This is a genomic window from Nocardiopsis protaetiae (assembly GCF_045446735.1).
GTDB lineage: Bacteria > Actinomycetota > Actinomycetes > Streptosporangiales > Streptosporangiaceae > Nocardiopsis > Nocardiopsis protaetiae.
In genome coordinates this window covers 1-2,499 of the sequence record NZ_JBJJBV010000476.1, presented here as the reverse complement: position 1 = coordinate 2,499, position 2,499 = coordinate 1, and the positions used below count along the sequence as shown (strand labels likewise).

Below are 2,499 nucleotides of genomic sequence, written 5' to 3'. Positions count from 1 at the left end.
GGCCACCGCCGCCGCGCCCGGCGCCACGACCACCGCCACCTCCCTGGCCCTGGATCACCTCAGCTGGTCGGTCGGCGGCGCCGTCATCGTCGACGACATCACCATGCACGTCGCCGAGGGCGAGTTCGTCGCCCTCATCGGCCCCAACGGCGCCGGCAAGACCTCCCTGTTCAACCTGGTCTCCGGCCTCACCCGGCCCACCGCGGGCACCGTCTCCCTGGGCGGCGCCGACATCACCCGGTACGCCCCCTACAAGCGGGCCCGCCTGGGCATGGGCCGCACCTTCCAGACCTCCAGCGTCTTCGCCGACCTCACCGTCGGCGCCAACGTGGGCCTGGCCGTCCAGGCCCGCACCGGCGACTCCCGCAGGTTCTGGAAGCGCGCCGGGGACGACGGCGGCCCCGAGGCGGCCGCCGCCCTGGAGCTGGTCCGCCTCTCCCACCGCACCGCCGCCCTGGCCGGGGACCTCTCCCACGGCGACAAGCGCAAGCTCGAACTCGCCCTGCTGCTGGCCCGCCGCCCCCGGCTCATCCTCCTGGACGAGCCCATGGCCGGGGTCAGCGCCGGCGAGATCGGCGAACTCACCACCGTCATCCGGGACGTGCACCGCGAACAGGGATGCACGGTCCTCATGGTCGAACACCACATGGAGGTGCTCCTCGACATGGCCGACCGGCTGGCCGTGATGCACCACGGCGCCCTGCTCGCCTTCACCGACCCCGACTCCGCCATGGCCGACCCCGACGTCCAGGCCGCCTACCTCGGGGACGGGGCGTGAGCGCCGCCGGACCGCTGCTGGAGGCGGTCGACCTCAACGTGTGGATCGAGGGCTCCCACATCCTCCAGGGCGTCACCTTCGCCATGCCCGAACGCGGCGTCACCTCCCTGCTCGGACGCAACGGCGTCGGCAAGACCACCACCGTCAAGGCCGTCCTGGGCCTGGTGCCCCGCACCGGCCGGGTGGCCTTCGACGGCGCCGACATCACCGCCGAGCCCACCCACACCATCGTCACCCGCGGCATCGGCTACGTCCCCGAGGAACGCGGCATCTTCGCCGCCCTCACCGTCGCCGAGAACCTGCGCATCGCCGAACGCCGCCCCGGACCCCACCGCTACGACCTCGTCCACGAGCTGTTCCCGGAGCTGAGAAAGCGCCGCGACCAGCCCGCGGGCACCCTGTCCGGCGGCCAGCAGCAGATGCTCGCCATCGGCCGCGCCCTGCTCAACGACAACCGGCTCCTCATCGTCGACGAGCCCACCAAGGGCCTGGCCCCGCGCATCGTCCGCGAGGTCGCCGACGCGGTGGCCCGCGCCGCCGAGGAGGTCCCGGTGCTGCTGGTCGAGCAGAACCTGTCCCTGGTCCGCCGGGTGGAGGGCGACGCCGTCGTCCTGGACGCCGGCCGGGTCGTCCACACCGGGCCCGCCCTGGAGCTCCTCGACGACGCCGACCGCGTCCGCGAACTCCTCGGGGTGTCCCGCGCGGCCGCACCCGCCGCCCCGGCCCCCGCCACTCACGCCACCCCGGCCACCTCCGCTACCGAGACCGAAGGGAGCCCGACCCCGTGAGCACCGTGGTCCTCCTCATCGTCACCGGGCTCGGCCTGGGCGCCCTCTACTTCCTCATCGCCTCCGGCCTGTCCCTGATCTTCGGCCTCATGGACGTGCTCAACTTCGCGCACGGGGCCTTCCTCGCCATCGGCGCCTACGGCACCTGGTGGGCCGCCAACCACCTGCCCGGAGCCGGCCCCGACGGGTTCGGGTTCCTGCTGGCCCTGGTGTTCGGCGTCGCCGCCGGAACCCTGGCCGCCACCCTCGTCGAACTGTGCGTGATCCGCCCGCTCTACGGCAGGCACCGCGAGCAGATCCTCGCCACCGTCGGCCTCAGCCTGGCCACCCCGGCGCTCCTCCAGGCCATCTGGGGCGCCGACCCGCTGACCTTCCCCAAGCCCCCGCTGGTCCGCGGCACCGTCGAGGTGCTGGGCGCCAACATCCCCAAGGACCGGCTGCTGCTCATCCTCGCCGCCGTCGCCCTGTTCACCGCCCTGTGGCTGTTCAACTCCCGCACCCGCTACGGGCTCATCGTCCGCGCCGGGGTCCAGGACCGGGCCATGGTCACCGCCCTGGGCATCGACGTGCGCAAGTCCTTCACCCTGGTGTTCGCCATCGGCGGCGCCGCGGCCGCGCTGGCCGGGGCGCTGGGCGGCCTCTACTACGGGGTGGTCACCCCCACCCAGGGCATGTCGCTGCTGATCTTCGCGTTCATCGTCGTGGTCATCGGCGGCACCACCTCACTGACCGGCTGCGCGATCGCCTCGGTGACCGTCGCCCTGGTCCAGCAGTTCGCCAACTACTACACGGTCGCCGGGCTCGGCGACATCGCCGTGGTCATCGTCCTCGCCGTGGTGCTGCTCGCCCGGCAGGGCGGACTGGCCGCGAAGAAGTCCGCGGAGAGGGTGGCATGATCACCGAGACCGAACCCCGGGCCAGTGCCCCGGACCA

At 73.1% G+C, this 2,499-nt stretch carries 3 protein-coding genes; all 3 read left to right on the top strand.

From position 1 onward, the window contains the following. The coding region (locus ACJOT3_RS34035; protein ID WP_406977245.1) for an ABC transporter ATP-binding protein at window positions 1-778 on the top strand (778 nt) is incomplete at its 5' end. Then, window positions 775-1,566, top strand: coding sequence for an ABC transporter ATP-binding protein (locus tag ACJOT3_RS34030; protein ID WP_406977244.1), 792 nt, complete (start codon window positions 775-777; stop codon window positions 1,564-1,566). The genes ACJOT3_RS34035 and ACJOT3_RS34030, both read left to right, overlap by 4 nt. After that, window positions 1,563-2,462: a branched-chain amino acid ABC transporter permease gene (locus ACJOT3_RS34025; RefSeq protein ID WP_406977243.1), complete on the top strand. Its 900-nt coding sequence runs from the start codon at window positions 1,563-1,565 to the stop codon at window positions 2,460-2,462. The genes ACJOT3_RS34030 and ACJOT3_RS34025 overlap by 4 nt, the downstream gene beginning before the upstream one ends. Window positions 2,463-2,499: the final 37 nt, after the last annotated feature.